Consider the following 587-nt stretch of genomic DNA (forward strand, 5'->3'; position numbering starts at 1 on the left):
GGGGAATAGACATCGATAGGAGGGACCTTCTTTGTAATTAAAGACCGAAAGCTGTGCTTCATTCTTGTAAATAGAAGCATAAACCCAGGGTTTACCGGTGAGAACACAGGCGTCATTGATGAGGTATTTGGTTTCGAAATTATCTGTTCCGTCAAGAATGACATCATATTCACTAAAGATCTTTTCAGCATTTTCAATGGTTAATGCTTCTTCTATAGCCACCAATTCGATTTCGGAATTTAGATGCTGAAGTTTTTCTTTAGCCACCTTAGCCTTAAATTCCCCAATGTTATCTTCGCCATATAAGGTTTGGCGATGCAGATTGGTAAGCGAAACACGGTCATGATCCATGAGTCCTATTTTCCCAATTCCGGCTCCCGCGAGGTATTGTGCTGCAGGACAACCCAGGCCGCCAACCCCAATGATTAATACGCTGGACTTTTGTAGTTTTTCCTGTCCGGAAACTCCAACTTCATTCAATTTTATTTGTCGGTCGTATCTCATCATCCTCCTGCAAATGGTGGTAAAAATGCCACTTCATCGCCATCTTGTAGTTCTACTTGCGTATTCAGGTTCTGGTTCACCGC

General features: G+C 42.6%; 2 protein-coding genes. Both read right to left on the reverse strand.

Going from position 1 to position 587, the window contains the following annotated elements; translation table 11 throughout:
• Positions 1-507, reverse strand: a 507-nt coding sequence (locus HC175_RS16580) for a HesA/MoeB/ThiF family protein (protein WP_235942656.1), incomplete at its 3' end; no start/stop codon positions are given.
• On the reverse strand, positions 504-584 hold the full coding sequence (locus tag HC175_RS16585) for a MoaD/ThiS family protein (protein WP_317172342.1): 81 nt from the start codon (positions 582-584) through the stop codon (positions 504-506). The genes HC175_RS16585 and HC175_RS16580, both read right to left, overlap by 4 nt.
• Between the last annotated feature and the right edge of the window lie 3 nt (positions 585-587).

The organism is Salinimicrobium oceani, assembly GCF_012037645.1.